Raw genomic sequence first — 25,609 nt, 5'->3', positions numbered from 1 at the left:
TTCATCCCCGAAGCATTCAGAAACACCGGGGAAGCAGACACGGATAGGGCGACGCCACGTAACAAAAGTACGCACGTATCCAAGAACCGCTCCTGTCACCCCGGAGATTGGCACTACCTGTTTCTGGGTCGGTCTTCTGGCTTACCGTCATCCTTCTCTGCGCCTTCCCATGCGAACACAGTGGCAAAAGCAGAGTCGTCAGGCCTACAGCAGCGGGGGCTGCGCCGGAATTACCACACAAAGTGGTGCACCGGCTTCCCGTTTCAATCAGCTATGGATTGGAATCAATAGCTAATACCCAAGAACGGCGGGATTGTAGCATGTGATCCACATCACGATGGCGAAAAAGCAGGCTGTAACACAGCGGTGTCGATGGACAAGATGGATACCGCCGTACTGAATGCTCTGGCAGAAAAGCCATTCACGCCGGAACGGGTCAAGCAAATTCTGACGCAGCTGCAAAAGCAGATCAAAGCCACTCAGGAAAAGGATGCTCAGGGCGTGAAGGCGTTGCAGGCTGAACTGAGCGAATTGCAGCAGACCAGCGAACGGCTCTTTGAGGCCGTGGAGAAAGGCATTCTGCCGCTGGATGAGCTTCTGCAGCAACACAGCCGGCGACTACAGACACGACGGCAGGAGGTGCTGGCTGAAATCGCCTCGCACAAACGCCGTGCCGACATGCCGGCCATTGGTCCGCGTCAGGTGAAACTATTCCGCAAGGCACTGACTGGCAATGTCTGTTGCAGAAACCAAAAAGGGCACTTCTGTTGAAGTGCCCAAATCTGTATTCGGTTGGCTCCCCGACCTGGGCTCGAACCAGGGACCTACGGATTAACAGTCCGGCGCTCTACCGACTGAGCTATCGGGGAATCGTTGCCAATGCCGTCTTGCGACAGCGGCGCGCATTATAACCAGCTTTGCGCCAAAGTACAGAAAAACTTTTTCAATCGTCGCTTTCGCCGCTGCCATCCGGCGATTCGGAGCTTTCAGCGGTATTGCCGGCAGCAGCTTTTGCCAGTTGCTCGGCAGCCCAGTTTTGAGCCCGCACTGCGCGCAATTCGGGAGTTTCCAGGCTGATGCGGCCGAGGGTGGCGGTGCGGTAGTCGTTCAGGAGAATGAGGCTGGCTTTTTCCAGATCGAACGCCCCGCCCTGCCCTTTGAGCAGACAGCCGCGTTTTCTGGCAATGGCTTCGAGCGCCGCCACACCGTCCAGCCCGTCGGTGGCAAAACCATAGCGGGCCTGCAGCAGCGCCGGATAGTGGGCGAGCAGATAATCGGCAAGCCAGGTGGCGACTTCGGTATCGATGTAGGCATTGACGCCGACAGCGTGGCTGGCAGCGAGCATCAGACCGTCTTCGGGGTGCTCGATTTTTGGCCAGAGCATGCCCGGTGTGTCGTAAATGGTCAGCCGCGAACTGATGTCGATGCGTTGCAGGCTCTTGGTAACGGCCGGCTGGTCGCCGACGGCGGCCACTTTTTTCTTGACCAGGGCGTTCATCAGCGTCGATTTGCCGACGTTGGGAATCCCCATGATCAGGAGACGCAGGGGTTTGACGGCGTCGTTGCGGTGCGGCGCCAGCTTTTGCGCCAGCCCGGGCACCTTGGCCACATCGCTCGCCTTCTTGCAGGAAATGGCGACCGCCTGCACGCCGGGTTGCCGCGAAAAATGCTCCAGCCAGGCTTTGGTCGCCTGCGGGTCGGCAATATCGGCCTTGTTGAGCAGTTTCAGGCAGGGCCGCTGGCGGGCGATGCGCAACTCGTGGATCATCGGATTGCTCGACGCCTGCGGTAGCCGCGCATCGAGCACTTCCACCACGACGTCGGCGTGGGCGAGCGTTTCGGCCGCTTTCTTGCGCGCCGAGGTCATGTGACCGGGAAACCATTGAATGCTCATCTGTGTCAGTCTCCAGTCATAGTGGGGGAAATTTCATGTTGCCGGTCCTTCGCTCAGAAAAACTGGCGCAAAGCCACCGCCAGGTGTGCGGAAATTCGTGGTCTGTCCCTGATAAAGCCGCGCCGCCACGCACAGCACTTGCCCGGCGTAAACGTAGCAACGGAAATCAGCCTTCAGTCTCTGGCGCTCGCCATCCACCTCGACCGGATGCTCGGAAGGCGGCACGATTTCCTGCGCGATGTACGGCCCTTGCAGGATTTCCTCGAACACCCGCCGTGTCAGTTTGTCGCCCCGGTAGGCTGCCCGGCTGCCAAAACCGGCCGCAGGTTTGAAGAACCAGCGCTTGCGCTCGGCCCACAAGGTATCCGCTGCAACCGACGCCACCTCGATGGTGCGCGGCACGCCGGCGAGCAGAATGGCCTGCTCACTCTCTCCTACCCCCAGCGCAGTCAGGCGCGCGGCATCGGACAACAACAGCAGACGACGTTTGTCGGCATGCGTGGCATGCACCTGCGGATGGGGCGTCAGCACTACTTGTCCGGCCAGGTAGGCGGCGCGCAACGCGGCACAGGCGGGGGTGTCGAGGTAAAAATCGGTCAGGCGGTTGTAGACCAGGTCGATTGCCGTAGCGCCACACCACAAACGCCCATCACACCATGCCAGTTCGCCCGGATCAGCGATCACGGCGGCAATGCCGTGCGCCATGAACAGCTCGCGGAACAGCTCGAATTCGGGCGCCAGGAATTGCGTCTCTGGCTGCTCATCGACAATCGCGATGCTGGTCAGCGCAGCCTCACCGCGCGCCCGTCGCCACTCTGCCGCGAACATGGCGAAGATGTCAGCACGCAGGGTCGCTGCGGCTGTTGCTGCGCCGCGCCCCTCAAGCAGGCTGGCGTTGAGCAGCGCGCCGCCGGCGTTGGTATTGATTTCAATCAGCCGTGGCCCCGTTGGGCTCAGATGGAAATCGTAGCCCATGCACACCCCCTGCGCCGCTTGCGGCAGCCGGGCAATTTCCGGTGCAGCATCCAGGGCTTCGGCACGACAGGTGGGCAGCGCCAGAACCTGTTCGCAGGCAGTAATGATGGCGCGCATGGCCGCCAGCACGTCCGCTTCAAGCGTGATGCTGGCAGCGGAAAAGAAGTGCGGCTGACGAGCTGCAAGTTGTTCGTAAGTAGTTGGCATGGCGGCAATCAACGGGACGCGGCGAAGAATTCGAGCACCGTACGCAATTCCTTGGTGCGTTGCATCGGCGGCAGACTTTGCCAAACTTTGCGGCCGTACGGTTTGGTCAGCATGCGTGGGTCGCAAATCATCAGCACACCACGGTCGCTTTCATCGCGGATCAGACGCCCGGCACCCTGCTTGACGTTAATGACGGCACGCGGCAGCTGGTATTCAATAAAGGCATTGCGCCCCTGTTTCTTCATTTCATCGATACGCGCTGACAGCACCGGATCATCCGGCGGCGCAAAGGGAATCTTGTCGATGACGACCAGCGACAGTGCTTCGCCCCGCACATCGACTCCCTCCCAGAAACTCTGGCTGCCGACCAGAATGGCCGCACCGTGAAAGCGGAAGCGCTGCAATAGATCGTTCTTGCTGCCCTCCCCCTGCACCAGCAACGGCACATCCAGGCCGGCCGCCTCGATCTTTTCCTGCAGCAGTTCGCGCGTGCGGCGCATGGCGCGCAGGCTGGTGCACAGAAAAAAGGTGCCGCCGCGCGCCGCCTGCACGGCGGGCCAGGCGGCTTCGACCACGGCTTCGGTAAATCGCCAGTCGTTTGGCTCGGGCATTCCCAACGGCGCGTACAGCACGGCCTGCTTGCCGTAATCAAAGGGGCTCTGCCAGCAGGCGGACTCCGGTTCTCCCAGGCCCATTTCGCTGCAATAGTGATGGAAGCGCCCCTGTACCGCCAGCGTCGCCGAGGTAAAAATCCAAGCGCGCGGATGCCCTCCCATCTGCTTGCGGAAAATCCCCGCCACGTCGAGCGGAGTTGCATTCAGTTGCAACGACTGGGTGAACGCCTCGCCCCAATAGACATAACCGGCTTCTTCCGGCTGCTGCCAGCGGCGCAGGTGATCCAGCAATTCGCCCGCACGCTGCCAGCACTTTTCCAGGCCTTCGGCACGTTCGGCCTGGGTTTCCAGAATGGCGGCAAAACGCTCCAGGCTTTCAATCAGCGTCGTCAGCGCCGCGTCGAATTCCGGTTTCTCATGCAACTGCGCGGCAGAAAAGCGGCCGGCATCAACGCCCACGGCAAGACGCAGGTCACGCGCCGCCTTTTCCGCCGCCTTGCCGGCCGGCGGCAGATCCAGGCAATCACGCGCATGCGTCAGCGCTTCGTTGCGCGCATCGCGCACCAGGTCCAGCACCTGCGCGGTCGAAATGCTGTCGCCAAAAAACAGGCTCGCCACTTCCGGCAACTGGTGCGCTTCGTCGAAAATCACCGTATTGCAGGCGGGCAGCAATTCCGCCATACCTTCGTCACGCAGCATCACGTCAGCAAAGAACAGGTGATGATTGACCACCACCAGATCCGCCGCCATGGCCGCCTTGCGCGCCTGCATGACGAAGCATTCCTTGTAATTCGGGCAATCCTGGCCCAGACAGTTATCGCGGGTCGACGTCACCTGCTGCCAGACCGGCGAGTTTTCATTGACTTCCAGGCACTCTGCCTTGTCACCACTGTGTGTCGTGCGCGCAAAGGCAGCGATGCGCCGCGCGTCAGCCGCATCTTCCCGGCTGAGGAAGCGCCCCTCACCCAACGCATTTTGCAGGTGATAGTGGCAGACGTAATTGGCCCGCCCCTTGAGCAGGGCGATCTGCGCCGGTGCGCGCAAAATGTCGCGCACCATGGGCAGATCCTTGTTGTACAGCTGATCCTGCAGGGTCTTGGTGCCGGTGGAAACAATCACCTTGCCGTTGGAGCGCAGAGCCGGCACCAGATAGGCAAAGGTCTTGCCCGTCCCCGTTCCGGCCTCGGCGATGAACACGCTGTTGCTCTTGATTGCTGCGGCAATGCGTTCGGCCATCTCCACCTGCTGCGAGCGGACGCGATAACCTTCAATGGCCCGCGCAAACGGCCCATCGGGCGAGAAGATTTCCTGGAGACTGGTCAAGGCGGGAATACGGGAAAAGCGCCTGAATGCGCGGGGGCATCTTACTACAGGCGGGGGCTGCCCCCGTGGCGGGCATAAAAAAAGCACCGCAGGGGTGCCTTGATCGATTACGGCCACTGAATTATTGGTTGTGCAACTGGCGCGCCCGGAGCGATTCGAACGCCCGACCCCTTGGTTCGTAGCCAAGTACTCTATCCAACTGAGCTACGGGCGCGCTGTGCAACACTGTTTCTGATTGGCGCGCCCGGAGCGATTCGAACGCCCGACCCCTTGGTTCGTAGCCAAGTACTCTATCCAACTGAGCTACGGGCGCGCTGTCAGAGCCGCGCATTATACGGAGGCAAAGGTGGATTGCAAGCTTTTTCGCCTGCCTCCCACCCTTTCGCCCCGGTCAAATGCGCAGCAAACGCGAAAAGAATCCCCCCAGCACACCCAGCTTCTTGTTCTTGAATTCAGCCGCATAGGCCTTGTCCTGCACCAGAATATGGTTGATCAACCAGTCCTTGAGGAAGTTGATCATGTCCAGGGAGACCGGTCCCCCCGCCTCGATTGACTGGCGTTCGCTGCGTACGCGTGAAATGAACTGGTCGTGCTGTTTCTTGTGTGCCTCGAAATTGCTGTAGCCATGGCTGCGCATGAAGGCTTCTTCGGCCGTGAAATGTGTCACCGTGTAGCGCTCCAGCTCATCCAGCGCATCCAGCAGCGGCGCCCCCTTTTCGCGGTTGATCACACTCGCCCACATGCCATTGATGATGTCGAACAGCACCTTGTGCTGGTCGTCGATTTCATCGAGACCGATGCTGTAGGCAGAATTCCAGTCAATCAAATGTTGCGTCACGTATATGTCTCCCCTGGTTGTTACGATCCAATAGTGAATTCAGCGTATTTCAAGCGACAAAGCGCAATGACAGATCCAGCGCTTTCACGTCCTTGGTGAGCGCCCCGATCGAAATCCGGTCAACGCCGGTTTCCGCGATGGCGCGCAGCGTTTCCAGCGTCACATTGCCGGAAGCTTCGAGCACGGCGCGTCCGGCGTTCACCCGCACCGCAGCCCGCAGGTTTTCCAATGAAAAATTGTCGAGCAGGATCATGTTCACCCCGGCATCCAGGGCCTGCTCCAGTTCGGACAGATCTTCCACTTCCACCTGGATGAACTTGCACCGCCCGGCGGCCTGTGCCGCAATCGCACGCGCGGCAGCAACGGCCTGGGGAATACCACCGGCGGCATGAATATGGTTTTCCTTGATCAGGATGGCGTCCCACAACGCCAGGCGGTGATTACCGCCGCCGCCAGCGCGCACCGCGTATTTCTGCGCAATGCGCAAGCCGGGCAAGGTCTTCCGGGTATCGACCACCTGCGCGCGCGTTCCGGCGATGGCATCAGCGTAGATGCGGGTCTTGCTCGCCACGGCCGACAATAACTGCAGGAAATTGAGCGCACTGCGTTCAGCCGTCAACAATGCACGCGCATCGCCTGCCAGCGTGCACAACACCTGCCCAGCCTCGATGCGCTCACCTTCGGCCGCCGACCACTGCACCTGCGCCGCAGGATCCAGGCGTAACACGCAGGCATCAAACCAGTCACGCCCGCACAGCACCCCTGCCTCACGCGCCACCACCGTCGCCCGTGCCGCCCGCGCCGCGGGCACCAGCGCCGCAGTAAGGTCCCCCGCACCCACATCCTCAGCCAACGCAGCATCGACGTTACGGGCAATTTCTTCTGCAAGGGGGTAATCGAATTCAACAGACATGACGCTCATCCATTAACAAACGGATCACATTGTAAGGGGGGCGAGCGAAAAGAGAATACCGGGAGTACGGTAGAAACAGCCTGTATCGGGCTGGTGGCAACACTTTGCGGCGCCCGCGCCCACACAGACTTGAGGCATGTGTGCCGTTTTGACGACGATGAAATGAGGATTACCGTTGCCCGACAGTCTCTTGCACCAGGTCCAGGAATACGATCCTGATTCAAAAAGCCTTCTGCACAACCGCGTTGCTAATCTCCGCGCAAGATACTGAATTCACGGAACAATCTACTAGGCAAAGGTACTGACAAGCGCCAATGAATATTCATTGGCTTCTGGCCTTCGGCACATTCCAATGTGACCGGACCGCACGTGCGGTAAGGTGCACCTTTTGCCAGGCGCACAAAAAGCTGAAAAACCCAGCCGTTACCGGGGCTTTCCAGATAGCGGCGTCCCGCAGCAGTGTTCGGGCCAGCCGAGTTTTGCGATTGCCAGTGGAATAGCTCAGGGCTGATGGCATAGTCGTGATAGGCAATTTGTGCGTGATAACCAGCGCTCTTATCTAGCGTAACGAACAGCAGCTCGACCCTACGCTCATGCAGGGCCAGCACTCCTGCCTGAAAAGGAGCGCGTCGTGTAGGAGTCAACCAGCCCACGGCTGTCAGGATTTCGCGGATACCGTAGGCGCCATGCAAGCAGAGCGGTACATCCTCCAGTCCTGGTATGGACCGCTGGCGCAGAACACTTCTAGCTTGCAGCACCTCGCCAAGTTCCGCTAGCTCAGCCAGATGCGCAGGATGCGCCCTCAATCGTTCGCGAAAAGCCTCACCAGTACCCAATTGGTTTTGCTGTGCATCAACCTGATAGGCCAACATTTGACATACACACTTCGCATGTTCATCTTGGGGCCGATAAGTTGCCGTCGGTTCAGCGATTTTGAATAGTTCGTCAATACGCACAGGATCGTCCACATGAAGTAACTCACCAAAGCGACGGCCGAAATAATCGTCTTCATCCCCTGCTGGCATCGTCAGCAAGCCGGCATCACGTTTCAGGTTGGCCCAACCGGATCGACCGCTATTACGGTAGAGGTCCTCCAGTTCTATTCCCTGTTCGTGCAGAAAATCAGCCAGTCGAATATCGTTGCGCCCTCTTAAGGCAGCAAAAGCCTGTAACTCCGTACGCAGACGCCGCCAGTTTTGCTGCACCAGCTTGCGCAAGCTGCGCAGTATTTGTTCGCGTGTTTGGCGCTGCAGTTGGATATGGCATCCCGGCGGCAAACTGCCAAATCCTTTTTCGACCGACTCGACCAACTGAGTGCGCGATAGGCCAGTCAGCGTGGATAACAGGCGATCAAAGCGGAACTCTTCGCGATGGCGCCCAACAAAATCAAGGATTAAGCAGCTCTCCTTGCCCTTGGCCAAACGCAGACCACGACCAATCTGCTGTTGAAATAGCACCGGGCTTTGCGTTGGACGCAAGAGCAGCAACGTATCGACCAAAGGCAGGTCCACACCTTCGTTGTAAAGATCACAGGTCACCAGTGCAGCAACCTCACCTCGTGCCAGCTTTTCAGGTGCCCGTCGCCGTTCATCTTGTGGCGTTTCACCTACCACGCATAGGGACTTTATTCCAGCCTGATTCAATTTTTCCGTCATGAATCGAGCATGAGCCACCGAGACACAAAAGAGCAGCGCTCTCCCTTTTCGTGGATCACCTGCCAACCTGTGCCATTCATTGAGCACCAGACGAGCACGAACCTCATTACCGGTCACCAGCTGATCAATTGCTGCGACCTCACCTGATTGTTGCCACGGCACTTCGGAAAAATCAGTGTCATCGTCGCAAGCGTAGTACTCGAACGGTGCCAGCAGTTGTTGCTCAAGGGCGTGCCAAAGACGTAATTCAACTGCCGGTGAACCATCCAGTCGATTCTGGAAGTAGCCCAAAATTGGTTTACCGTCGCTACGTTCCGGTGTCGCCGTTAGACCCAGCAAAATGCGCGGGGTGACTGTTGTCACGAAGGCATCAAAACGATCTGCTGCCAAACGGTGGCATTCATCTACCACCACCACATGCCAGTAATCGGCTCCGCAACGGCCCAGAAGATCACGGCTGCTGACGCTATCGATGGTGGCAAACAGGTGATCGAAACGCTCCGGCTGAACACCACCAATCAATAATTCACCGAAGGCGTGGTCGCGCAACACCTCGCGATAGGTACGCAAAGCCTGCTTCAGTATTTCTTCGCGGTGTGCGACAAACAGTAGCCGCGGCTGCCCACCGTGCAGCAGACAGATGCGTCGATAATCAAAGGCAGCCACCACCGTCTTGCCCGTTCCCGTCGCAGCGACGACCAAGTTGCGCCACCGCTCATGCTCGCGCTCTATTTCGAGTTGATCGAGCATCTCCTGCTGGTACGCCTTGGGCTCAAGATCAAAATAAGTTGGGCGAGCAATAATGTCTTCACCCGATTCGCGCTTGAGTGCCTCGCCAAGCGCCTGACGATGGAGAGGATTAGCCGGGTCATAGCGCTGAAATTCAGGGTCTTCCCATAGCGTTTCAAAATGCGCACAGGCCCGCTCGAATAACTCATTCTGGCCACGTTCGGTGAATTTCACCGTCCACTCCAGCCCCCCCCATCAGAGCAGCACCCGACAAATTCGCACTCCCCACATAAGCCGAACCAAATCCGGTCCGGCGCCGGAAAAGCCAGGCTTTAGCATGCAATCGGGTGCGACGACCATCTAGAGAAATACGGATTTCACACCCGGGCAGTCGGGCCAACTCATCCAGCGCAACAATTTCGGTGGCTCCGGTGTAAGTGGTCGTCAACACCCGCAACCTAGTCCGTGGTAAACCATCTGCGCCAATCGCTGTGACCGTTTGCAGAATATCAAGCAATTTACGCACGCCAGAATGCGTAATGAAACTGACCAGGATATCCACCTGATCACAGGCCGCCAGTTCCCGGCGCAATTCAGTCAGCAGGGAGGGGGAGCCTTTCCCTGCCGTGAATAACCAGGGTAATGACAAACCAGTTTCCGGTGCAACTGGGTACGCAGACTGCCGGTAAATAGCTCGCAGAACCTGTGGCGGCTTGACCAGCATATCAACCTCGGCAGCGCTGGTTTGCGGATTCAAACGCTGGCGCAAATTCACGAGTAGCGAATTCACCAGATCAAGCTGCGACAAAAGCTTCTCTTTGCCGTCTTCGCGTAAATCTTCAAGAATGGCCTTGAGCTGAGCCACCAGAGCATCCGCCAAATAACTCGGCGCTTCATCTTCGCGCAGCAGGTTGAGCAACCGGGTGTCTGCATTGGTCGTTGCAAACAATGATTGCCACAACTCCTCTGTAAGCAGTTGATCGTACAAACCATCTGGCAACGCCATACGTACTCCAACAATTCAGAATATTTCACCCTTGGCATTCTACTGTCCTACTCGCCGCCTTGTTGATCTGATCAAACCCTGGAGCACGCATTCGTTTGGGCAGCAGTGCTTGTGCATCAAATGATGCCCCCAAGTTTCCATGCAACATCATGCACAAAAGGCCAGCAGCGGACGCCTCCCCCCTCCCCTGCTAAAATCCGCCCCTTTCCCGCCTTTTGCCACCATTCCATGAGCAAATCTGCCGACAGCGCCAAACACACCCCGATGATGCAGCAGTACCTTGCCCTCAAGGCCAATCATCCGGACACGCTGCTGTTCTACCGTATGGGCGATTTTTATGAGTTGTTCATGGAGGACGCCGAGAAAGCGGCGCGTTTGCTGGATATCACGCTGACCACGCGCGGCCAGTCGGCGGGGGTGCCGGTGAAGATGGCCGGGGTGCCGTTTCATTCGTTGGAGCCCTATCTGGCGCGGCTGGTGAAGATGGGCGAGTCGGCGGTGATCTGCGAGCAGATCGGCGATCCGGCGACCAGCAAGGGGCCGGTGGAGCGGGCTGTGTCACGCATCGTGACGCCGGGTACGCTGACCGATGCGGCCTTGATCGACGACCGCCAGGATGTCTGGCTACTGGCGCTGGTCGTGCAGCGTACTACGGCGGGGATGGCGCGGCTCAATCTGGCGAATGGGGAATTCATCCTGCTCGAAGTGCCGGTGGAGCAGATTCCTGCCACGCTGGAGCGCATCCGGCCGGCGGAAATCCTGCACCCGGAGAGCTGGACTCCCGGAGCGGCCACGGCTGCGGCGTGCACGCGGCAGGCAGACTGGCATTTCGATATCGATTCAGCGCGCCGCCTGCTCTGTGAGCAGTTCGCGGTTGCCTCGCTCGCGGGGTTCGGGGCAGAAGGCCTGAAACCCGCCATCGGCGCGGCGGGGGCACTGCTGCAGTACGCGCAGGCGACACAATCGGGCAAGCTGCCGCATTTACGTGGCCTGACGGTGGAAATGGAGGCGGCTTATCTTGGCCTGGACCTGGCGACCCGCCGCAATCTGGAGCTCACCGAAACCCTGCGCGGACAACCCTCTCCCACCTTGTTTTCGCTGCTCGACAACTGCATCACCGGCATGGGGACGCGCCTGTTGCGGCACACCCTGCATCATCCGCTACGCGACCGCACCCTGCCGGCCGCTCGCCATGCGGCGGTGGCGGCGCTACTGGACAATTATGGCGAACTGGCCGCTGCGGTACGCAAGGCCTTGCGTGGCATGGCGGATCTGGAACGTATCGCCGGGCGCATCGCGCTCAGGAACGCCCGCCCGCGCGACTTGTCGAGCCTGCGCGAATCGCTCCTGCGGCTGCCGGAATTGCGGGCGCCGCTTGCCGGCACGGTGGCGCCGTTGCTGGCGCAGTACACCACGGCACTGACCACGCCCGACAACGCACTCGATCTGCTCAGCCGGGCCATCGCCAGCGAACCGGGGGCGCAGGTGCGCGACGGCGGGGTCATTGCCGCCGGCTTCGACCCCGAACTGGATGAGCTGCGCGCCATCAATGACAATTGCGGCACCTTCCTCATCGACCTGGAAATGCGCGAGCGTGAGCGCACCGGCATCGCCAGCCTCAAGGTCGAATTCAACCGGGTGCACGGCTTCTATATCGAAGTGACGCACGCCAATACCGACAAGGTGCCGGACGATTACCGGCGGCGCCAGACGCTGAAAAACGCCGAGCGCTACATCACGCCGGAGCTGAAAGCGTTCGAGGACAAGGCGCTGTCCGCCCAGGAACGCGCCCTGGCCCGGGAAAAGATGCTGTACGAGGGCATTCTCGATGCCCTGCTGCCTGCCGTACCGGATTTCCTGACTATCGCCCGGGCCGTCGCCGGGCTGGATCTGCTGGCCGGGTTTGCCGAAACGGCACGCCAGCGCAACTGGTGCCAGCCGCAATTCAGCGAGGAAATCTGCGTGCACATCGAAGGCGGGCGCCATCCGGTCGTGGAAAACGAACTGGCTCACCAGGCCGAAAGCTTCATCGCCAACGATTGCCAATTGCAGGAACTACGCAGGCTGCTGCTCATCACCGGCCCCAATATGGGCGGTAAATCGACCTACATGCGCCAGGTGGCGCTGATTGCCCTGCTCGCCCACATCGGCAGTTTCGTGCCGGCAACGCAGTGCGTGCTCGGCCCGCTCGACCGCATCTTCACCCGCATCGGCGCTTCCGACGATCTCGCCTCGGGCCGCTCCACCTTCATGGTCGAAATGACCGAAGCCGCCACCATCCTGCATCACGCCACGCCTCAGAGCCTGGTGCTGATGGATGAAATCGGCCGCGGCACCTCCACCTTCGACGGCATGGCGCTGGCTTTCGCCATCCTGCGTCAGTTGATCGAAAAAAACCGCAGCCTGACGCTGTTTGCCACGCACTATTTCGAACTGACCCGGCTCGCCCACGAGTATCCGGAGCTGGCGAACGTGCATTTAGGGGCTGTCGAGCACAACGACCGTATCGTCTTCATGCACGCAGTGGAAGAAGGTCCGGCCAACCAGAGCTACGGTATCCAGGTTGCCGCACTGGCCGGCATTCCGGCCAGCGTGGTGCGCGCAGCCCGCAAACAGCTGCGGGAATTCGAGCAGCGTGCCGTATTCGACCCGCACCAGCCGGATCTTTTTGCGGCGCCGCTCAGTACCATCGACAGCGCACCGGAAGAGCGCGCGCCCCACCCTGTTCTGAAAGAGCTCGCCGCCCTTGATCCGGACACGCTGACGCCGCGCGCGGCGCTGGAAGCGTTATATGCATTGAAAACCAAGCTGGCGGCGGCCTAGCCGGGCCAGCTTGCAAGCGGCCGCTCAGTCCTCGTCGTCCTCTTCGCTCTGGGCGTGGCCTTGCTCGATTTCTTCGGCGCTGGCCGGGCGGATGGCCGTAACGGTGCAGGTAAACACCAGCGCCATGCCGGCCAGGGGATGGTTACCGTCGAGCACTACCTTGTCGTTGGCGATGTCGGTGACTCGGTAGATGATGAAATCGTCGTCATCACCCTCTTCCGGCCCCCCCTCGAACTGCATGCCAACCTGCAATTCTTTGGGGAAATCGGCACGCGGCTCGATCTGCACCATTTCGGCATCGTATTCACCGAAGGCTTCATCGGGCTGCAACTTGACCTGGACTGATTCGCCAATGCTCTTGCCGTGCAGCGCTTCTTCGATCTTTGGGAAAATGTCGTCGTAACCGCCGTGCAGATAGACCAGGGCTTCGCGCCCTTCATCGACCACCTCACCATCCGGGTCGGTAACGTGGTAATCGAGGGTGACGATGTGGTTCTTGGCAACCAGTTGGCTCATGTGTCGAGTTCCTTGATGAGTTTCAACACTTCGGCCGCGTGGCCTTTGTAGTTGACGTTGTAGAGCGCCTGGCGGATGACGCCCTGGCGATCGATGATGAAAGTGGAGCGGACGATACCGTATTTTTCCTGTCCATCGACCTCTTTTGCCTGCCAGACGCCATATTTTTCGCAGACCGTGCCATCGCTATCGGAAAGCAGGGGCATACCGATGCCCTCTTTCTCGCGGAACAGCTGGTGTTTCTGGCTGTCGTCGCGATTGATGCCGAGTACCACCGCACCCAGGCGAGCAAAGTCGGCATCATGATCGGAGAAATCAGTGACCTGCTTGGTACAGCACGGCGTGCAATCCTTGGGGTAGAAAATCAGCACCACACGCTTGCCGGCGTAATCGCTGAGTCTGACCGTTTCCAGATCAGCATCGGGTAAAGCAAACTGGGGGGCCGGGTCGCCGATTTCGAGCCGCATATCGTTCTCCTTGTACACCTTGCAGGGGCGTTTTTGGGACGATTCTAGCGGAGCAAATGGGGTGTGGCTAGCAACGAAACCGATTACCAGAAATTTCCGCCAAGCCGCTCATGACAAGGGATTAGGGCGGACAGGCGCTGCACTCATGGCTGCTTTTCGGAGCGCTGCGGGCGATCGGGAATCTGCACGAAAACTTCATCCGGCTTGACCATGCCGAGCTCGAAGCGGGCCCGCTCCTCAATGGCTTCGTAACCCTGCTTGAGGTCACGCACTTCCGCGTCGAGGCCGGCATTGCGGATTTCCAGCTGCCGTGTTTCTTCCTTCTGTGCTTCCAGCTGCCGCCCGTATTCCCAGATTTTCAGCCAGCCGCCCTTCCCCAGCCACAGCGGGTACTGGAGAAGGACGAGCAAAGCCAGCAGGCCGGCGGTCAGCCAGCGCATGGAAGTGTCTTAACGCAGGTTGTAAAAGGTCTCGCGGCCCGGGTAGGACGCGGTGTCACCCAGATCTTCCTCGATGCGCAGCAGCTGGTTGTACTTGGCGATGCGGTCCGAGCGGCTCAGGGAACCCGTCTTGATCTGGCCGGCATTGAGGCCGACGGCGATGTCGGCGATGGTGCTGTCTTCGGTTTCACCGGAGCGATGCGAAATCACGGCGGTGTAGCCGGCACGCTTGGCCATTTCGATGGCGGCGAAGGTTTCCGACAGGGTGCCGATCTGGTTGATCTTGATCAGGATCGAGTTGCCGATGCCCTTCTGGATGCCTTCCTTGAGGATGCGGGTGTTGGTGACGAAGAGGTCATCGCCAACGATCTGCACCTTCTTGCCGAGGCGGTCGGTCAGCAGCTTCCAGCCGTCCCAATCGCCTTCAGCCATGCCGTCTTCGATCGAAACGATGGGGAACTGGTCGGCCAGGTTAGCGAGATAGTCGGTGAATTGCTCGGAGGTGAGCTGCAGGCCTTCGCCGGACAGATGGTACTTGCCGTCCTTGTAGAACTCGGAAGCGGCGCAATCCAGGGCCAGGAGGACGTCCTGACCGGGCACGTAACCGGCTTCCTCGATCGCCTGCATGATGACTTCCAGCGCTTCGGCGTGGCTGCCCAGGTTGGGGGCGAAGCCGCCTTCGTCACCGACGGCAGTCGAATGACCCTTCTTGTCCAGCAGCTTCTTCAGCGCATGGAAGATTTCGGCACCGCAGCGCATGGCTTCGCGGAAGGTGTTGGCGCCGACCGGCATCACCATGAATTCCTGGATGTCGAGGCTGTTGTTGGCGTGGGCGCCGCCATTGATGATGTTCATCATCGGCACCGGCATCTGCATCGGTGCCATGCCGCCGAAGTAACGGTAGAGCGGCAGGCCGGATTCTTCCGCCGCCGCCTTGGCAACCGCCATCGACACCGCGAGGATGGCGTTGGCACCGAGGCGCGACTTGTTGTCAGTGCCATCCAGCTCGATCATGGTCTGGTCGATAAAGGCTTGTTCCTGTGCATCGAGACCGATGATGGCTTCGGAAATCTCGGTGTTGATGTTCTCAACGGCCTGCATGACGCCCTTGCCGAGATAGCGGCTCTTGTCGCCGTCGCGCAGTTCGATCGCTTCACGCGAGCCGGTGGACGCACCCGAAGGCACAGCGGCACGGCCCATGACGCCGGATTCCAGCAGCACATCGGCCTCGACCGTGGGATTGCCGCGGGAATCGAGAATTTCGCGGGCGATGACATCAACGATGGAACTCATATTTCTTCCTTGTTATCAAAAGGTTGAAAGGTTTTATTAAAGTGATTTATAGGTCGGATTCTGCAAAACCTGCTGCCTTGACGGCACGATCGAGCGCCACCAGTGTCTGCAACAGGTTTTCCATACGCGCCAGTGGCCAGGAATTGGGGCCATCCGAAAAGGCTTTTTCCGGGCAGGGATGGGTTTCCATGAACAAGCCGGAAATCCCGACTGCCACCGCCGCCCGTGCCAGCACCGGGACGAATTCGCGCTGCCCGCCCGACACCGTGCCCTGCCCGCCGGGCAGCTGTACGCTGTGAGTGGCATCGAACACGACCGGACAGCCGGTCTCGCGCATGATCGCCAGGCTACGCATGTCGGAAACTAGATTGTTGTAACCGAAGGAAGCGCCGCGCTCGCAGACCATGAGGTTGTCGGCACCGCCGTTGACCTCCCGGGCCTTGGCGACGACATGCTTCATGTCGCCTGGCGCTAGAAACTGGCCTTTCTTGATGTTCACCGGTTTGCCGCAGGAGGCGACGGCATGGATGAAATCGGTCTGGCGGCAGAGAAAGGCCGGGGTCTGCAGGACGTCAACCACGCTGGCCACCTGTGCCACATCGGCCGCGTCATGGACATCAGTCAGCACCGGCACACCAATCCTGGCGCGTACCGTCTCCAGGATGCGCAGACCCCCCTCAATCCCCGGCCCGCGCACCGATTGCCCGGAACTGCGGTTAGCCTTGTCGTAGGACGCCTTGAAGATATAGGGAATTCCCAGGCGGCTACAGATCTCCTGCATCTGCCCGGCGATATCGACGCACAGCTGTTCGGATTCGGCGGTACACGGCCCGGCGATCAGGAAAAAAGGCTGGTCGAGACCGGCTTCAAAACCGCACAGTTTCATGCCTGTTTCTCCTGCTGCGCCTTGAGCGCTGCTTGTACATAGGAGGTGAACAGCGGATGACCGGTGCGCGGATTGGAGGTGAATTCGGGGTGGAACTGGCAGGCGACGAACCAGGGATGCACCACCGCTGGCAACTCGATCATTTCGCACAGATCGGTCCCCGGAGCACGCCCGGAAACGATCAGGCCCTTTTCTTCCAGCTGCCCCAGCAAGGTGTTGTTCACTTCATAGCGATGCCGGTGGCGTTCAGTGATTTCCGCTGCGCCATAAATCTGACGGGCCAGACTGCCTTCCTTCAACTGACACAACTGGCCACCGAGGCGCATGGTGCCGCCGAGATCGGAATCCTCATCGCGTTTCTCGATTTGCCCCGACGCATCGTGCCATTCGGTAATCAGGCCAATCACCGGATAAGGGGTATCGGTGACGAATTCCGTCGAATGCGCATCCTTCAAACCGGCCACATGACGGGCAAATTCCACCACGGCCATTTGCATCCCCAGACAGATGCCGAGGAACGGCTTACGCATCTCGCGCGCATAGCGGATGGCGGCAATCTTGCCTTCCGTGCCGCGCCGGCCAAAGCCGCCCGGGACCAGAATGGCATCCATGGCATCGAGTACGCCGGTGCCGTGTTTTTCGATGTCTTCCGAATCGATGTACTCGATGTCGATCTTGCTGCGGGTGTGGATGCCGGCATGCTTGATCGCCTCGATCAGCGATTTGTACGACTCGGTCAGATCGACGTATTTGCCGACGAAGGCCACGCGCACCGTATGCAGCGGATGCTCCATGGCATCGATCAGTTTCTCCCAGACGGTCAGATCCGCCGCCTTGGCGAGAATGCCCAGTTTGTGGCAGACGATTTCGTCCAGCATCTGCTCGTGCAGGGCGCCGGGAATCTTGTAGATCGAGTCGGCATCCAGACATTCGATCACGGCTTCCGGCATGACATTGCAGAACAGCGCGATCTTGCGCCGTTCTTCCGCCGGCACCGGGCGATCGGCACGGCAGAGCAAGATGTCCGGCTGAATGCCGATTTCGCGCAGCTCCTTGACCGAATGCTGGGTCGGCTTGGTTTTCAGCTCACCGGCGGTCGGAATATAGGGGAGCAGCGTCAGATGAATGAAGCAGGTGTTGTTGCGACCTTCTTCAATACCCATCTGGCGAATGGCTTCCAGAAACGGCAGCGACTCGATGTCACCGACGGTACCGCCGACTTCGACGATGGCCACGTCGGCCCCTTCGGCGCCAGCCTTGACCTTGCCCTTGATTTCATCGGTGATGTGCGGGATGACCTGCACCGTCTTGCCGAGGTACTCGCCGCGCCGTTCCTTCTTCAATACCGAGTCATAGACCTGACCGGTAGTGAAGTTGTTGCGCTTGCTCATGCGGGCGCTGGTGAAGCGCTCGTAGTGACCAAGATCGAGATCGGTCTCGGCGCCGTCTTCCGTGACGAAGACTTCGCCATGCTGGAAGGGGCTCATCGTGCCCGGATCGACGTTGATATAGGGATCGAGCTTGAGATGGGTGACTTTGATGCCGCGGGATTCCAGAATGGCCCCCAGCGACGCGGCGGCGATGCCTTTGCCCAAGGAGGACACGACACCACCCGTAACAAAAACGTATTTGGTCATGGAAAGACAGGCTGCGGGAAAGCCGAATGATAGCCGAAAGGGCGTGAAAGGTGAAACCTGAAACATGAAAACGCGCATCCCCTTTGGCGGATGTTTCACACTAAAATGGGCCTTCCCCCAACCATTCCAAGCATCCCATGTCCCAATTCTCTTTCGACGTTTCCCTTGCCGATTTTGAAGCTCAGGTCCTGCAAGCCTCCCTGCAGACACCGGTGGTGGTCGATTTCTGGGCGCCCTGGTGCGGCCCGTGCCAGACACTGAAGCCGTTGCTGGAAAAACTGGCGGCTGAATACCGGGGCCGCTTTCTGCTGGCCAAGGTGAATTCCGACGAGAACCAGGAACTGGCCGCACATTTCGGCGTGCGCAGCATTCCCACGGTCAAGGTGGTGTACCAGGGGCAGCTGGTTGACGAATTCACCGGCGCCCTGCCGGAAGGCCAGTTGCGTGCCTTCCTCGACCGCATCGCCCTGCCCGGCCAGGCGGAAGCCGGCCTGCGCGAACAGGCGGCCGCCTTGGTCGCTGACGGTCAGCTCGAAGCGGCGCTGGCCAAGCTGGTGGAAGCCAGCCAGGCGAACCCTGCCGACCAGGCCGTACAACTCGACGCCATCGATGTCCTGCTGCAACTCGGACGCAGCGATGAAGCCGCCCAGCTGCTGAGCGGCGAATTCAAGGAAGAGGCCGAGCGCGCGCAGACCCTGCGCGCCCGCCTGGCCCTGGCCCAGGGAGCGGCCGATCCGGCGCCACTGGAAGCCCGGCTGGCCGCCCACCCGGACGATCATGCCTGCCGTCTCGAACTGGCCAAGGCCTATGCCGCCCACCAGCGCTTCCGTGAAGCACTGGAAGCGGCGCTGGAAGTGGTCCGACGCGACCGCTTTTTTGGCGAAGGCGCGGGCCGGCAAACCCTGCTCGACTTTTTCACTGCCCTAGCCGGTGGTCAGCACGACGATCTGGTGCGCGAATTCCGCCGCAAGCTGTCGGCAACCCTCAACTGATCTGCCCGCACAATGCACGACGCCCTCTTCCTCAGCCCCAGCCTGCGCCGCCTGGAAACAGCCTGTGCCAGCATGCCGTTGATGCTGCGGGCGGGTACGGCTGTGGCGGCATTGGCGCGCCATTTGCAGTCGGACGACAGCGTGCCTGTACTCGTACTGGCGGGGCCCGGCAACAATGGGGGGGATGCCTTTGTTGCCGCCCGTCTGCTGCGGGCACAGGGCCGGCACGTGCAGGTTGTTGCACCCGACGGCCCCGAACACCCTCTGCCGGCAGACGCTCAGGCGGCACGGGCAGAGTTTCTCGCCAGCGGTGGCAGCATCGCCAGCGAAATCCCCGACTGTGCGACATGGGGACTGATCATCGACGGCCTGTTCGGGATCGGCCTCAAGCGAGCCCCGGCAGGCCATCACGCGGCATGTATCACGGCCATGAACCGGCTGGCACAGCGGGACAACTGCCCGCTCCTGGCGCTCGACTGTCCCTCCGGACTTGACGCTGACAGCGGTCAGGCGGCACGACCGACGGTGCAGGCTACGCATACGCTGTGTTTCATCGGCCTGCATCCGGGGCTGTACACCAACGATGGTCCGGATTACAGCGGCGACATCCAGTTGGCCCCACTCGATCTGCCGCTGGACGAAACAATCCAGCCCGACGGCCATCTGCTACGGCGCGAGACTTTTGCGACGCATCTACGCCCGCGCCGGCGCAACAGTCACAAAGGCAGTTACGGCAGCGTCGGCGTGCTCGGTGGCAGCCGGGCCATGGCCGGCGCGGCTTTCCTGTCCGCGCGGGCGGCGCTGATGCTGGGCGCCGGGCGCGTCTATCTGGGTCTGCTCGATGCCGATGCACCGAGCGTCGACCTGCTGCAACCGGAATTGATGCTGCGCCGCCCCGATCAGCTGCTGACTGCCGATCTGCACGCCCTGGCCTGCGGCCCGGGACTCGGTCAGAGCAGCGAGGCCGCCGATCATCTCGAACAGGCACTGAAAAGCCCCCTGCCCCTGGTCCTCGATGCCGACGCACTCAATCTGCTGGCGCACGACGGACGCCTGCAAGGCAATCTCTACAACCGTATCGCCCCATCCCTGCTCACGCCGCACCCGGCCGAAGCCGCCCGGCTGCTGGGCAGTTCAACGCGCGACGTACAGGCAGACCGCATCAGCGCAGCGCAGGAAATCGCCCGCAACTTCGCCTGTCCGGTTGCCCTGAAAGGCTGTGGCACGGTCATTGCCAGCCCGGAGGGTGCCTGGTGGATCAACACCAGCGGCAACCCCGGCCTGGCCAGCGCCGGCATGGGCGACGTCCTGACCGGTCTGTGCCTGGCCCTGCTGGGCCAGAACTGGCCACCACTGGCCGCCCTGCTGGCCGCGGTACACCTACATGGCGCCGCCGCCGATGCCCTGGTTGCCGACGGCAGCGGCCCCGCCGGGCTGACGGCGAGCGAAGTCATCCTCCGCGCCCGCACGCTGTTCAACAGCTGGTCGGCAGCCCACTGAGCGACATCCGGGCGCCACACGCACCAGGCGAAGACAAGGATCAGGCGCAAGGAAGCGCAGAACGCGCGGCGCCGTGCAGGCGCGCCTGCGCCTGGTGGAGGAAGTGTTCCAGCCGGCGTAGATTGGCAGTCAGCGGACCATCCAGGGGAAAATCCGCCGCCTGGGCCTGCCGACAGGACGCCAGCAGGCCGCGATAACAGGCGGCAAAGCGGCGGGGGTCGGCGGCAAAGTCGAGCACCCGCCGCAACAGGCGCTCGACCTGTTCGCGGTCGTCCAGCAGGCGCCGCGATTCCCAGTCCATGGGCTGCGACAAACCATGGCACGCATATTTAAGCGCCACGAAATCGGTGCGCTCGCCCTGGATACGGAACGCCATCACCCCGCGCGCGATGCGCTGCTCCCTGTCCATGCCGCGCCGGCCACGCAGGGCGAGGCGCACCCGTTCCAGGCTCTGGCTCATTGCCTGGGGGCGCCCCCAGGCGAGTTGGCGGGGCCGACCGGCCAGAGTTTCCTGCAACCGGGCCTGCAATTTTTCGAGTGCGGCCGCCATCTCAATGATCCAGAGGGCAGCGGAAATCGCCATCCAGCGACTGCTGGCGTGAGGCACCCCGGTGTTCACCCAGCTCACGAAATTCCAGACGCAGTTCGATGCGCCGGCTTTCCGCATCGCTGTCCTTCAGCGCATTGAAAGAGGCGCCGCTGACCAAAAACAGATCGCGCACCTGCAGCCGTTCAGCTTCGCTCAAGGCAGCCGCTGCCGGCGGGCCGGCCATGAGCACACACAGCACCCGTTCGGAGCGTTGCAGGGAAAGGTTGAGATTGTGCAGATAACTGCCCCGGGCATCGGCGAACCCTTCCACCACGATGCGTTTCAGCCATTTTTCGCCGAGCGGATCGCGGGCGGCCGCCAGCACTTTGGGCACGAAGGTGCGCAATAGCTGCGCCTGCGCCTCGTCGAGCCGGTGGCTGTTGGTGTCGAAACGGGCACGGTCACCGAAATCGACCACCCGGTCGCGCACGCTGACACCGGGAAAATCGGCGCTGGCAAGTTTCAGGCTGTGCATCAGCTGGGCGATATCCTCTTCCCGCGCCGCCTTCAGGTCTTCAGTTTCGGCAATTTCGTCGGTAATGGCCAGCAAGGCCACAGTCATGGCGACCAGGAACAACACCATCAGGGCCGTCATCAGGTCGGAAAAGGAAATCCAGAAGGGGCGTTCCGCCTCGTCGCGGCGGGCAGGTTTGGCCGCAGCCCGCTTGCCGCCCAGACTCATTTGCGCACAGCCAGGTTTTCCAGGGTGTCACCCAGCTCCTCGATAGCCCCCTTGAGGTAATCGACGGCGGTAGACAGCTCCTTGTGAAACTGGGAATTCCCCTGACGCAAGGTGCGCTCGACGTTCTCGGCAAAGCTGCCATGCGCCTCGGTCAGCACCCGGGTCACCCCTTCCAGGTAATCGCGGGCCTCAAGCTGAGCCCCGGCCAGGGCACCGCCCGCCGCCTCAAGGCGGGAGACCAGTTCGCTGGTGAGTGCGGCTTCACGCCGGGCATTTTCCATGGTGGATTTCAGATCGCCCAGCATCAAGGCGAAAGCATCCCGGGTTCGGCCCTGCTCACGCATCACATTGCCCGCCTCCGTCGCCGCTGCCGCCAGTGAAGAGGTGGCCGCCAGCAGCTGCGTGCTGGCCTGGGCAAAGGTGTCGGCAGCCCGCCCGACGCCGACGCCCGCATCCTGCAATTGTCCGGCAGCACTGCTCACGGCGCCCTGCCCGGCTCCGTCCAGGCGGGCGGCAACCCGGCCCAGCTCGCCAACCACCTTGGTCAACGATTCGGCCGTACGGGCCAGCAAGGCTTCCAGGCCGGACTGACCCTGACCAAGATTGGCTTCCATGCGGGCAACAAAACGTTCCAGCAGCGGCTCCAGCGTACGGGCCGTTGCCTCGCCCTGGCTGCTCCCGGCTTTTTCCACCGCACTGGCCATGCGCACCAGGGGCTCCCGCAGGGCCTGGCCCACCGCCAGCGAGACGGCGTTGGCAACAGCGGCTGCCATCTGCTCCTGCTGCCTGGCGAGCTGTTCGTTCTGCTGCTGTGCCAAGGCACCCAGGCTCTGACGCAATTCAACCACCAGAGCCTGGCGCAACTGGCTCCCCTGACTGGCAGAAAGTTCGCTGGCGCGCACCAGACGGGCGAGATACTCCTCTTCCACCCCACCCTCGAAGAGGCTGTCGATCAACTCGCTCAAGCGAGCGACCCTGCGGCAGGCCAGCGTCACCAGGGATTTTTCGATCCAGGTCGCAAGCATGGCCAGGGCAATCGCCAGCGCGGAAACCTGGAAGGCGTGACCAACCCCCTGGATCAAGGTCCGCAGGCTGAGGCGGACCGTATCTGCGTCGCTATTCACCTCGAAATGCGTCAGACCAACGATCAGTCCGGCAAACGTGCCGATGATGCCGATCCCGGTGAGGATGCCGGGCAGATGTTTGTAGAACTCGGTTTTCAGCGGCGTTTCCACCAGCGCCGCTTCGGTGAAATAGGTCTCGGCCATGGTCGTGGCACGCCAGGCACCGTGCCCGGCCTGGTTCTGGACAGCGCTACCGCTGATGCCGTGCAGGGTCTGGGCATATTCCCGCCACAGATGGGCCAGACGCGGCGTCACCATGACCTGCCGGGCAATCACCTCCGGATCGGCGGGCTGTCCGCCTGCCGCCAGTTTTTCCAGCTGCCCCACGGCCCGGCCCAGTTGCCGCAACAGAATCAGGGCCGGCAACACGAAGCGCAGGAGAAAACCAAGGCTGATCAGGACCAGCAGGGCAAAAACGAAACCGGTTCCCCCCGGGCCATTCCAGAGGGTGGCGAGCATGTCCATAAATCCGCTTTGAAGAGAGTGGGCACAAAAATCAAAGGCGTGATTTTAGTGCGTCCGTCATCCTTTCAGGCGCGGCAGCAGGAAAAAGTCTCGCGCGGCGCCCCTGGGGCCATGCCGACGGCAACCCTCCTCAATGCAAGCGCGCGTTCAATTCCTCGATCACCAGCGCCCACTCCGCATCTTCGATGATTTCTTCCTTGAGGAAGGCACGTTGCGCCGGGCTCCAGAAAGGGGCGCGGTAGAGCGCCACGCCGTTGGCCAATGGCCGCCGGGCAGTAATGAAATCTTCGATCTGCTGCGCTTCCGCCGGCAATCCCAGTTGCGCGAACAAATGGCTGAGGGTGTATTGACTGTTTTGCATGGCAGACCTCCCGAGTCGCACCTCAACGGACAGGGTGCATGTGTTCGATCCGTTCCGGCCAGCGGGGTTCCCAGGCGTGCCCATGCAAAACCCCGCGCAAAAAATACGGCACCCGCAAGGTGCCGTTTTTTCACCGCTCCAACCGTGACTTCCTGCCTTCACACAGCAGGAAGCAGGCCGGCATCACACCCGCTCGACGATGAACGCCTTGATCGCAGCCACGTCCGGCGCCATCACGACCACGTGTTGTGGAAGCTTTTCGATGCCGGCGAGCTCTGCCGGGCGCACCGGCTCGACATTGAGCGCTTCGCGGATGGTTTCCTCGAATTTCGCCGGCTGTGCGGTTTCCAGCACGATCATGGTCACGCCCGCTTGCCGGTGCTCCAGCGCCACCTTCAAGCCGTCGGCAGTATGCGTATCGAGCATCACGCCATACTTTTCCTGCGCCAGGCGAATGGTGGCGAGGCGGTCGGCATGCGTGCTGCGCCCGGAAACAAAGGCAAACTTCGGCAGATCAGCCCAGCAAGGCGCCTGCGACAGGTCAAAGGCTTCGCCGCCTTCGACCTTGGCCCACAATTCGCGCACTACCGCCGAATCGCGGCCAACCAGATCGAACACGAAACGTTCGAAGTTCGAGGCCTTGGAAATATCCATCGACGGGCTGGAGGTAACGCTGGTTTCGGCCGAGGTGCGCGGACGATAGACGCCGGTGCGGAAGAACTCGTCGAGCACGTCGTTCTCGTTGGTGGCCAGCACCAGCTGCTTGATCGGCAAGCCCATCTGGCGGGCGATGTGGCCGGCGCAGATGTTGCCGAAGTTGCCCGACGGCACGGTAAAGGACACCTGCTCGTCGTTCGAGCCATTTGCCCCGCCGGTAGCCAGGAAATAGCCCTGGAAGTAATAGACGATCTGCGCCGCAACCCGCGCCCAGTTGATCGAATTGACGGCGCCGATCTTGTACTGCTTCTTGAAGGCGGCATCATTGGAGACTGCCTTCACGATGTCCTGCGCGTCATCGAACATGCCGGTGACGGCGATGTTGAAGATGTTGGCATCGGTCAGCGAATACATCTGGGCGCGCTGGAAGGCGCTCATCTTGCCGTCCGGCGAGAGCATGAAGACCTTGACGTTATGCTTGCCCCGCATCGCGTACTCGGCGGCGGAGCCGGTATCGCCGGAGGTGGCGCCGAGGATGTTGATCGATTCGCCGCGCTTGTCCAGCACGTACTCGAACAGGTTGCCGAGCAACTGCATCGCCATGTCCTTGAAGGCGAGCGTCGGGCCGTTGGACAGTTCCTGCGTGTACAAGCCATCTTCGAGCTTCGTCAGCGGCGTGATCTGTGCCGCGTCACCACCGTTACGGGTAAAGCGGTACACCTCGGCAGTGTAGGTCTTGCGGACGATGGCGCGCAGATCGGCGGCCGGGATATCGTCGATGAAGCGCGACAGGATTTCGTACGCCAGGTCGGCATAGGAAAGCTTGCGCCAGGCGTCCAGATCGGCACGGCTCACCTGCGGATAGCTTTGCGGCAGATACAGGCCGCCATCCGGGGCCAGACCACCAAGAAGAATGTCGCAAAAAGCCTGGGGCGCAGCCTGGCCGCGAGTGGAGATGTAGCGCATGACGAAAATCCGGAAAGCGAAAAGCGGCGATTTTACCGCGTCCCCCGGGCAAATTCC

The 25,609-nt window shown here is 61.0% G+C and carries 22 protein-coding genes, 3 tRNA genes and 1 riboswitch; of the genes, 4 read left to right on the top strand and 21 right to left on the bottom strand.

Going from position 1 to position 25,609, the window contains the following annotated elements:
• Positions 1-109: 109 nt before the first annotated feature.
• A riboswitch (cobalamin riboswitch) is annotated at positions 110-317 on the bottom strand.
• A gap of 55 nt (positions 318-372) precedes the next feature.
• A complete protein-coding gene (locus tag JYJ39_RS06585; RefSeq protein WP_205203052.1) occupies positions 373-771 on the top strand; it encodes a hypothetical protein in 399 nt (132 codons plus the stop codon).
• A 22-nt stretch (positions 772-793) separates the two neighbouring features.
• Here the strand turns inward: JYJ39_RS06585 and JYJ39_RS06580 are convergent.
• The 10 genes from JYJ39_RS06580 to JYJ39_RS14020 form a co-directional block, all read right to left on the bottom strand.
• Positions 794-869 (bottom strand) — tRNA-Asn (locus JYJ39_RS06580).
• Positions 870-943: 74 nt separating this feature from the next.
• Entirely contained in the window at positions 944-1,894 is a 951-nt protein-coding gene (ylqF, locus tag JYJ39_RS06575; protein WP_205203051.1) for a ribosome biogenesis GTPase YlqF, read from the bottom strand.
• A gap of 33 nt (positions 1,895-1,927) precedes the next feature.
• A complete protein-coding gene (locus JYJ39_RS06570; protein ID WP_205203050.1) occupies positions 1,928-3,076 on the bottom strand; it encodes a hypothetical protein in 1,149 nt (382 codons plus the stop codon).
• 8 nt (positions 3,077-3,084) lie between these two features.
• On the bottom strand, positions 3,085-5,013 hold the full coding sequence (locus JYJ39_RS06565) for an ATP-dependent DNA helicase (protein WP_240189570.1): 1,929 nt from the start codon (positions 5,011-5,013) through the stop codon (positions 3,085-3,087).
• Positions 5,014-5,150: 137 nt separating this feature from the next.
• A tRNA-Arg gene (locus JYJ39_RS06560) sits at positions 5,151-5,227 on the bottom strand.
• A gap of 22 nt (positions 5,228-5,249) precedes the next feature.
• Positions 5,250-5,326, bottom strand: a tRNA-Arg gene (locus JYJ39_RS06555).
• A 78-nt stretch (positions 5,327-5,404) separates the two neighbouring features.
• Positions 5,405-5,851, bottom strand: coding sequence for a bacteriohemerythrin (locus JYJ39_RS06550; RefSeq protein ID WP_240189569.1), 447 nt, complete (start codon positions 5,849-5,851; stop codon positions 5,405-5,407).
• Positions 5,852-5,900: 49 nt separating this feature from the next.
• On the bottom strand, positions 5,901-6,764 hold the full coding sequence (nadC, locus tag JYJ39_RS06545) for a carboxylating nicotinate-nucleotide diphosphorylase (protein ID WP_205203048.1): 864 nt from the start codon (positions 6,762-6,764) through the stop codon (positions 5,901-5,903).
• A gap of 248 nt (positions 6,765-7,012) precedes the next feature.
• Complete coding sequence (locus JYJ39_RS06540) at positions 7,013-9,382, bottom strand: DUF3427 domain-containing protein (protein ID WP_240189568.1); 2,370 nt, start codon at positions 9,380-9,382, stop codon at positions 7,013-7,015.
• Entirely contained in the window at positions 9,354-10,154 is an 801-nt protein-coding gene (locus JYJ39_RS14020; protein ID WP_240189567.1) for a hypothetical protein, read from the bottom strand. The genes JYJ39_RS06540 and JYJ39_RS14020 overlap by 29 nt, the downstream gene beginning before the upstream one ends.
• A gap of 228 nt (positions 10,155-10,382) precedes the next feature.
• Here JYJ39_RS14020 and mutS point away from each other — a divergent pair, with 228 nt between their 5' ends.
• The gene (gene mutS / locus JYJ39_RS06535; protein WP_240189566.1) at positions 10,383-12,977 is read left to right on the top strand and encodes a DNA mismatch repair protein MutS; all 2,595 of its coding nucleotides are present in this window, start codon (positions 10,383-10,385) and stop codon (positions 12,975-12,977) included.
• 24 nt (positions 12,978-13,001) lie between these two features.
• Here the strand turns inward: mutS and JYJ39_RS06530 are convergent, their stop codons facing one another.
• The 6 genes from JYJ39_RS06530 to JYJ39_RS06505 form a co-directional block, all read right to left on the bottom strand.
• Positions 13,002-13,493: an FKBP-type peptidyl-prolyl cis-trans isomerase gene (locus JYJ39_RS06530; protein WP_205203046.1), complete on the bottom strand. Its 492-nt coding sequence runs from the start codon at positions 13,491-13,493 to the stop codon at positions 13,002-13,004.
• Positions 13,490-13,960 (bottom strand): peroxiredoxin, encoded by a 471-nt coding sequence (locus JYJ39_RS06525; protein ID WP_205203044.1) that lies wholly within the window; start codon positions 13,958-13,960, stop codon positions 13,490-13,492. Before JYJ39_RS06525 ends, JYJ39_RS06530 begins: the two co-directional genes overlap by 4 nt.
• Before the next feature lie 143 nt (positions 13,961-14,103).
• Positions 14,104-14,400, bottom strand: a complete 297-nt coding sequence (ftsB, locus tag JYJ39_RS06520) for a cell division protein FtsB (RefSeq protein WP_205203043.1) — start codon at positions 14,398-14,400, stop codon at positions 14,104-14,106.
• Positions 14,401-14,409: 9 nt separating this feature from the next.
• Positions 14,410-15,693 (bottom strand): phosphopyruvate hydratase, encoded by a 1,284-nt coding sequence (eno, locus tag JYJ39_RS06515; RefSeq protein ID WP_205203041.1) that lies wholly within the window; start codon positions 15,691-15,693, stop codon positions 14,410-14,412.
• A 46-nt stretch (positions 15,694-15,739) separates the two neighbouring features.
• A complete protein-coding gene (kdsA, locus tag JYJ39_RS06510; RefSeq protein ID WP_205203039.1) occupies positions 15,740-16,579 on the bottom strand; it encodes a 3-deoxy-8-phosphooctulonate synthase in 840 nt (279 codons plus the stop codon).
• Entirely contained in the window at positions 16,576-18,216 is a 1,641-nt protein-coding gene (locus tag JYJ39_RS06505; RefSeq protein ID WP_205203037.1) for a CTP synthase, read from the bottom strand. The genes kdsA and JYJ39_RS06505 overlap by 4 nt, the downstream gene beginning before the upstream one ends.
• 137 nt (positions 18,217-18,353) lie before the next feature.
• Between JYJ39_RS06505 and trxA the strand changes: the two genes are divergently transcribed.
• Complete coding sequence (gene trxA / locus JYJ39_RS06500; RefSeq protein WP_205203035.1) at positions 18,354-19,208, top strand: thioredoxin; 855 nt, start codon at positions 18,354-18,356, stop codon at positions 19,206-19,208.
• Between the two features lie 12 nt (positions 19,209-19,220).
• Positions 19,221-20,708: an NAD(P)H-hydrate dehydratase gene (locus tag JYJ39_RS06495; RefSeq protein WP_205203033.1), complete on the top strand. Its 1,488-nt coding sequence runs from the start codon at positions 19,221-19,223 to the stop codon at positions 20,706-20,708.
• Positions 20,709-20,748: 40 nt separating this feature from the next.
• On the opposite strand, the gene JYJ39_RS06490 is transcribed toward JYJ39_RS06495, so the two are convergent.
• The 5 genes from JYJ39_RS06490 to thrC form a co-directional block, all read right to left on the bottom strand.
• Entirely contained in the window at positions 20,749-21,291 is a 543-nt protein-coding gene (locus tag JYJ39_RS06490) for a hypothetical protein (protein WP_205203031.1), read from the bottom strand.
• Positions 21,260-21,979, bottom strand: a complete 720-nt coding sequence (locus JYJ39_RS06485; protein WP_205203029.1) for an OmpA family protein — start codon at positions 21,977-21,979, stop codon at positions 21,260-21,262. The genes JYJ39_RS06490 and JYJ39_RS06485 overlap by 32 nt, the downstream gene beginning before the upstream one ends.
• Positions 21,976-23,562 (bottom strand): hypothetical protein, encoded by a 1,587-nt coding sequence (locus tag JYJ39_RS06480; protein ID WP_205203027.1) that lies wholly within the window; start codon positions 23,560-23,562, stop codon positions 21,976-21,978. Before JYJ39_RS06480 ends, JYJ39_RS06485 begins: the two co-directional genes overlap by 4 nt.
• Before the next feature lie 136 nt (positions 23,563-23,698).
• On the bottom strand, positions 23,699-23,929 hold the full coding sequence (locus JYJ39_RS06475; RefSeq protein ID WP_205203026.1) for a DUF2789 domain-containing protein: 231 nt from the start codon (positions 23,927-23,929) through the stop codon (positions 23,699-23,701).
• A gap of 183 nt (positions 23,930-24,112) precedes the next feature.
• Complete coding sequence (gene thrC, locus JYJ39_RS06470) at positions 24,113-25,552, bottom strand: threonine synthase (RefSeq protein WP_205203025.1); 1,440 nt, start codon at positions 25,550-25,552, stop codon at positions 24,113-24,115.
• Positions 25,553-25,609 lie beyond the last annotated feature (57 nt).

It is taken from the genome of Azonexus hydrophilus (assembly GCF_905120355.1).
Taxonomy (GTDB): domain Bacteria; phylum Pseudomonadota; class Gammaproteobacteria; order Burkholderiales; family Rhodocyclaceae; genus Azonexus.
The sequence above is the reverse complement of the archived record's forward strand: the minus strand, read 5'-3'. Positions and strand labels throughout refer to the sequence as shown.